The sequence below is a fragment of the Burkholderia sp. genome (assembly GCF_018375725.1).
Classification (GTDB): domain Bacteria; phylum Pseudomonadota; class Gammaproteobacteria; order Burkholderiales; family Burkholderiaceae; genus Burkholderia.
This window is the reverse complement of sequence record NZ_JAHACR010000248.1, coordinates 1-6507: the sequence shown is the minus strand read 5'-3', so window position 1 is coordinate 6507 and position 6507 is coordinate 1. Positions and strand designations below refer to the sequence as shown.

The 6507-nt window shown below is 67.7% G+C and carries 2 protein-coding genes and 1 pseudogene; all 3 read left to right on the top strand.

Annotated elements, in window-relative coordinates; translation table 11 throughout:
* A partial coding sequence (locus tag KH616_RS19765; RefSeq protein WP_292249827.1) for an alpha-1,4-glucan--maltose-1-phosphate maltosyltransferase occupies window positions 1-2306 on the top strand: 2306 nt, incomplete at its 5' end.
* Window positions 2306-5698, top strand: a complete 3393-nt coding sequence (gene treS / locus KH616_RS19760; protein ID WP_292249828.1) for a maltose alpha-D-glucosyltransferase — start codon at window positions 2306-2308, stop codon at window positions 5696-5698. The genes KH616_RS19765 and treS, both read left to right, overlap by 1 nt.
* Window positions 5698-6507: pseudogene (locus KH616_RS19755) on the top strand (1,4-alpha-glucan branching enzyme); the annotation flags it as partial. The gene treS and the pseudogene KH616_RS19755, both read left to right, overlap by 1 nt.

Genomic DNA, 6507 nt, shown 5'->3' with positions numbered 1-6507 from the left:
ATGGCGCCGACGACGCGTTGCTGATCGCACTGAATCCCGACCTCGATGCGAGCTCGCACGTCGATCCCGCGACGATCCTGCCCGGCGTGCCGGGCGCGTTCACGCGTTTCGCGTCCGGCCTGTCGGCCCGCAACGGAAAAATGACCGCACTGTCCCCGTTCACGCTCGTGCCCGGCGGCTGCATGCTGCTGCACGCGCGACGCGCGACGCCCGTGACGGACGTGCCCGATTCCGCGCGCGACCGCGTCAACGTGACGGCCGCGCTGACGGCCGACCGGATCGCGATCGAACGTGTCGAACCGTCGGTCGACGGGGGCCGCTTCGCGATCAAGCGCGTGATCGGCGAACGCCTCGCCGTGCGCGCGACTATCTTCTCGGACGGACATGCCCATCTCGCCGCCGTCCTCGCCTGGCATGCCGCCGGCGAGCGCAACTGGCAAGAGGCCCCGTTCGTCGCCGGGCCCAACGACGCATGGCACGCCGAGATGCCGCTCGACCGGCTCGGCCGCCACGAATTCCGCGTGATCGCGTGGCGCGACGACTGGGCGTCGCTCGTCGACGACGTCGCCAAAAAACGCACCGCCGGACAGGATGTCGCGCTCGAATTGATCGAGGCGCAGACGCTGCTTGCCACGGCCATCGCGCATGCCGACCTTGTCGACGCACGGGCGGCGGCCGATGCGCGCCGCTTCTCGGCCGAGTTCGGGAACGCGGCGCCGGATGAGCGGCTCACGCTGCTCAACGCGCCGCGTGTCGCAGCCGTGTTTGCCGCGCTGCGCTACCGGCCGTTCGCCACGAACGATGCGACCGTGTACCCGGTCGATGTCGAACGCCGCGCCGCCCGTTTCTCGAGCTGGTACGAGATGTTCCCGCGCTCGGCGAGCAATGACGCGCATCGCCACGGCACCTTCGACGATGTGATCGCCCACCTGCCGCGTATCCGCGACATGGGTTTCGACGTGCTGTATTTTCCGCCGATCCACCCGATCGGCACGACTGCGCGCAAGGGGCGCAACAACAGCCTGCAGTCCGCGCCGGACGACGTCGGCAGCCCCTATGCGATCGGCGCGCCCGAGGGCGGCCACACCGCGCTTCACCCGCAGCTCGGCACGCTCGCCTCGTTTCGCGCGCTGGTCGATGCGGCGCATGCGCACGGCATCGAGATCGCACTCGATTTCGCGGTGCAGTGCTCGCCGGATCATCCGTGGCTCGACGCACACCCCGGCTGGTTCGCCTGGCGTCCCGACGGCTCGCTGCGCTATGCGGAGAATCCGCCGAAACGCTATCAGGACATCGTCAATCCCGACTTCTACGCGCACGACGCGATGCCCGCACTGTGGCTCGCGCTGCGCGACGTCGTGCTGTTCTGGATCGATGCCGGCGTGCGGATATTCCGCGTCGACAACCCGCACACCAAGCCGTTGCCGTTCTGGGCATGGCTGATCGCCGACATCCGTGCGCGGTACCCGGACGTCGTGTTCCTGTCCGAAGCGTTTACGCGCCCGGCCATGATGTACCGGCTCGCGAAGCTCGGTTTCTCGCAGTCGTACACCTATTTCACGTGGCGCGAATCGAAACGCGAATTCATCGATTACCTGACGGAACTGACGGCCGGCCCGGCACGCGAGTATTTCCGGCCGAATTTCTTCGTCAACACGCCCGACATCAACCCGCGCCATCTTCAGCACGCGCCGCGCCCGCAATTCGTGATTCGCGCGGCGCTCGCGGCAACGTTGTCGGGATCGTGGGGCATCTACTCCGGTTTCGAGCTGTGCGAATCGGAGCCGTTGCCCGACAGCGAGGAATACCGGGACGCGGAGAAGTATGAGCTGCGGGTACGCGATTGGCGTCAGGCCGGCCATATCGCCGACGAGATCGCCCAGCTCAATCGCGCGCGCCGCGACAACCCGGCGTTGCAGACTCACCTCGGCGTCACGTTCATCCCCGCGACGAACGATGGCGTACTCGCCTTCATGAAGGCGACGCCGGCCTGCGACAACATCGTCGTCGTCGCGATCAGCCTCGATCCGTGGCATCCGCAGGCGGCAGACTTCACGCTCGATGCCGCGCTGTATCGCAGCCTCGGCATCGCCGACGGCGAGCCGCTCGACGCACTCGAACAGAGCACGGGCCGCACGAAGCGCTGGCACGGACATCGTCAGTACGTCGCCCTGGATCCTTATGTGAAACCGTATGCGATCTGGCGCGTCAGCCCGGCGCCGGACGCCGCGCGCATCGCCCCTGCACCGCCCGATGCGAGCGCCGGCCCCGAGCCCGGGCCCAAACCATACGGAGCCAATCGATGATGCAGCGCGAGAATCCGCTCGGCGACATGCCCCGCGCCCCGTCCGCTTCGGCGGAAACCGCGGCCAAGGCCGGCAACCGCCGCGCGCGCCGCCGCGAAACAGCGCTCTGCGCGGACGATCCGCTGTGGTACAAGGACGCCATCATCTATCAGGTCCACGTGAAATCGTTCTTCGATTCGAACAACGATGGCGTCGGCGATTTCCCGGGGCTGATCGCGAAACTCGACTACATCGCGGAACTCGGCGTCGACACGATCTGGCTGCTGCCGTTCTATCCTTCGCCGCGCCGGGACGACGGCTACGACATTTCCGACTACCGCAACGTTCACCCCGACTACGGCACGCTCGCGGACGCGCGCCGGTTCATCCGCGAGGCGCACGCGCGCGGCATCCGCGTGATCGCCGAGCTCGTCATCAATCACACGTCGGACCAGCATCCGTGGTTCCAGCGCGCGCGGCACGCGAAACGCGGTTCCGTCTACCGCGACTATTACGTGTGGTCGGATACCGACACGAAATATGCGGGAACGCGGATCATCTTCCTGGATACGGAAACGTCGAACTGGGCGCACGATCCGGTGGCCGGCCAGTATTTCTGGCATCGCTTCTATTCGCACCAGCCCGAGCTGAATTTCGACAATCCCGCCGTGGTACGCGAAGTGCTGCAGATCATGCGCTTCTGGCTCGACCTCGGGATCGACGGGCTGCGGCTCGACGCAGTCCCTTACCTGATCGAGCGCGAAGGCACCAGCAACGAGAACCTGCCGGAAACGCATGCGGTCCTGAAGCGGATCCGCGCGACGATCGACGCGGAATATCCGAACCGGATGCTGCTCGCCGAGGCGAACCAGTGGCCCGAGGATGTCCAGGAGTATTTCGGCAACGAGGACGAATGCCACATGGCATTCCATTTTCCGCTGATGCCGCGCATCTACATGTCGATCGCGAGCGAGGACCGCTTCCCGATCATCGACATCATGAAACAGACGCCCGCGCTCGCGCCGGGCAACCAGTGGGCCATCTTTCTGCGCAATCACGACGAGCTGACGCTCGAGATGGTGACCGATTCCGAGCGCGACCTGCTCTGGCAAACCTATGCGAGCGACCGTCGCGCACGCCTGAACCTGGGCATCCGCCGCCGCCTCGCGCCGCTGATGGAACGCGACCGCCGCCGCATCGAGCTGATCAATTCGCTGCTGCTGTCGATGCCCGGCACGCCCGTCATCTACTACGGCGACGAACTCGGCATGGGCGACAACGTGCATCTCGGCGATCGCGACGGCGTGCGTACGCCGATGCAGTGGTCGTCGGATCGCAACGGGGGATTCTCGCGCGCCGATCCCGAGCAGCTCGTGCTGCCCATCGTGATGGGCGCACTGTACGGTTACGACGCGGTGAACGTGGAAACGCAGACGCGCGATCCGCATTCGCTGCTGAACTGGATGCGGCGGATTCTCGCCACGCGCCGCACGACCCAGTCGTTCGGACGCGGCGCGATCCGCTTCCTGCGCCCGGAGAATCGCAAGGTGCTCGCCTATCTGCGCGAACTCGACCATGACGAGCCTGTTCTGTGCGTCGCCAACCTGTCGCGCGCATCACAGGCCGTCGAACTCGACCTTTCCGAATTCGCCGGCCGCGTGCCGATCGAGATGATGTCCGATTCGCCATTCCCGCCGATCGGCCAGCTTCCGTATCTGCTGACGTTCCCGCCGTATGGCTTCCTGTGGTTCGCACTGTCCGCGCAGGACCGCGCGCCCGCATGGCGGCGGCCGCCGGCCGAGCAGCTGCCGGAATTCACGACACTCGTGATGCGGCGCGGCGACTCGCAGCCGGACATCGCCCAGTTCAACACGCTCGCACACGATGCGCTGCCGTCATGGCTGGCGCGCCGTCGCTGGTTCGCGTCGAAAGACCGCCCGATCGGCCATGCGCGTTTCGAAGCGGTCACGCCGATGCCGGGCGAGCCGTTCCAGTATGCCGAGGTACAGGTGGCAACGAACGGGGCGAGCGGCATCGAGCGCTATGTCGTCCCGCTCGCTGCCGCATGGGGCGGAGAGACATCCCAGCCGTTGTTTACCCAGCTCGCCCTCGCGCGTGTGCGGCGCGGCCATACGGTCGGCTACCTGACCGACGCCTTCGCGCTGCCCGCGTTTGCGCACGGCATGTTGCGCAAACTGCGCGCCGGCGCCACCGTGCCGACGTCCGACGGCGGCCGGCTCGTGTTCTTGCCCGAGGACGCGCTTGCGTCGCTCGATCCCGGCGACAACGCGGACGTCCGCTGGCTCGCGGCGGAGCAGAGCAACAGTTCGCTCGTGATCGACGATGCGATCGTGCTGAAGCTCGTGCGCCGGGTCACGCATGGCGTGCATCCGGAAGCGGAGATGAGTCGCCATCTGACGCGTATCGGCTACCGGAATACGGCGGCGCTCGCCGGCGAAGTCGTGCATGTCGATCCGGACGGTGCGTCACATACCGTGGCGATCCTGCAGCGTTTCATCGACAACCAGGGCGACGCATGGACGCGCTCGCTGGATTTCCTGAAGCGCGCGGTCGATGAGCTTGCGCTGCCGGCCGCCGACGATGCCGAGCCGCCGGAGCCGGAAGACGCGTCCGAGACGATGCACGGTTACGCCGCGTTTGCGGGTGTCGTCGGCACGCGGCTCGGCGAATTGCATGTCGCGCTCGCGCAGCCGTCCGACGATCCGGCGTTCGCACCGACCCCGGCGTCGGGCCCATGTGTCGACGATTGGACGGCCGATGCGGTCGCCGCCTTCGAAGGTGCGATCGACGTGCTCCGCGCACGACTGGATCAGCTCGATCCGGGCTGCCGCGCCGCGGCCGACACGCTGATCGCATCGCGCGACGCCGCGGTGCAGGCACTCGCGCAACTCGTGCCGCGCACGCTCGACGCACAGTGCTTCCGCATCCACGGCGACTTCCATCTCGGGCAGGTGCTCGATGTGCAGGGCGATGCGCTGCTGATCGATTTCGAGGGCGAGCCGGGCCGCCCGCTCGCGCGGCGCCGCATGAAATCGCATCCGCTGCGCGACGTCGCGGGTTTCCTGCGCTCGCTGTCGTACCTCAACAGCACGGCACAGTCCGAGCTTGAAAAGGCGCCGCCGCTGACGGCGGCCCGCAAGCGCATGCTGTTCGACCGGTTCGGCCAGGCCGCCGCCGATTGCTTCCTCGCGTGCTATCGCAAAGCGGCCCGGGATGCGCCGATGCGCTTCATCGATCCACGCTACGAGGATCGCCTGCTCACGCTGTTCCTGATCGACAAGGGTTCGTACGAGCTGTGCTACGAGGCCGCGAACCGTCCCGACTGGCTGGGCGTGCCGACCGCCGGCCTGGCCGCGCTCGTCGGGCGGTTGCTGGCGGACGGAGAGACGTGATGAACGACGACCTGTTCGATCGTGCCGATATCGACGCGCTCCTGGCGGCGCGCCACCCTGACCCGTTCGCATGCCTTGGCCCGCATCGGGTCGCGAATCGCGTCGTCGTGCGCGCACTGCTGCCGGGCGCGACCGACGTGCTCGCGTTGTCGCCCGACGGCGACGTGCTCGGCAGGCTCGCGCGCGTCGATCCGGCCGGCTGCTTCGCCGGCGAAATCGCACGCGACGGGCCGTACCGGCTGGCGATCGACTGGCCCGATGCGCGGCAGGTCGTCGACGATGCCTATGCATTCGGCACCCTGCTCGACGACGACGTGCTCGCGCGCTTCGCGGCCGGCAATGCCGATGCGGTGCTCGACGCGCTCGGCGCGGTGCCGCTGCGTGTGGGCGGCACGACAGGCGTGCGCTTCGCCGTGTGGGCGCCGAACGCGCAGCGCGTATCGGTCGTCGGCGATTTCAACGGCTGGGACGGGCGCCGCCACCCGATGCGCTTGCGCAGTCCGTGGGGCGTATGGGAACTATTCGTGCCGCAGATCGGCACGGGCGAGCGATACAAGTTCGAGGTGCGCGCCGCCGATGGCCGGGTGCTGCCGCACAAGGCCGACCCGTGCGCGCGCGCAACAGAAGCGCCGCCCGCCACGGCATCCGTGGTCGCGGACTGCGCGGCGCTGGACGGCTTCGACTGGCACGACGACGCATGGCTCGATGCGCGCGCGCACGCCGAATGCTTCCGCGCGCCGTGGACGATCTATGAAGTCCATCCCGAATCCTGGCTGCGCAGATCCGGCGAACGCCGCCGCAGCGCGACC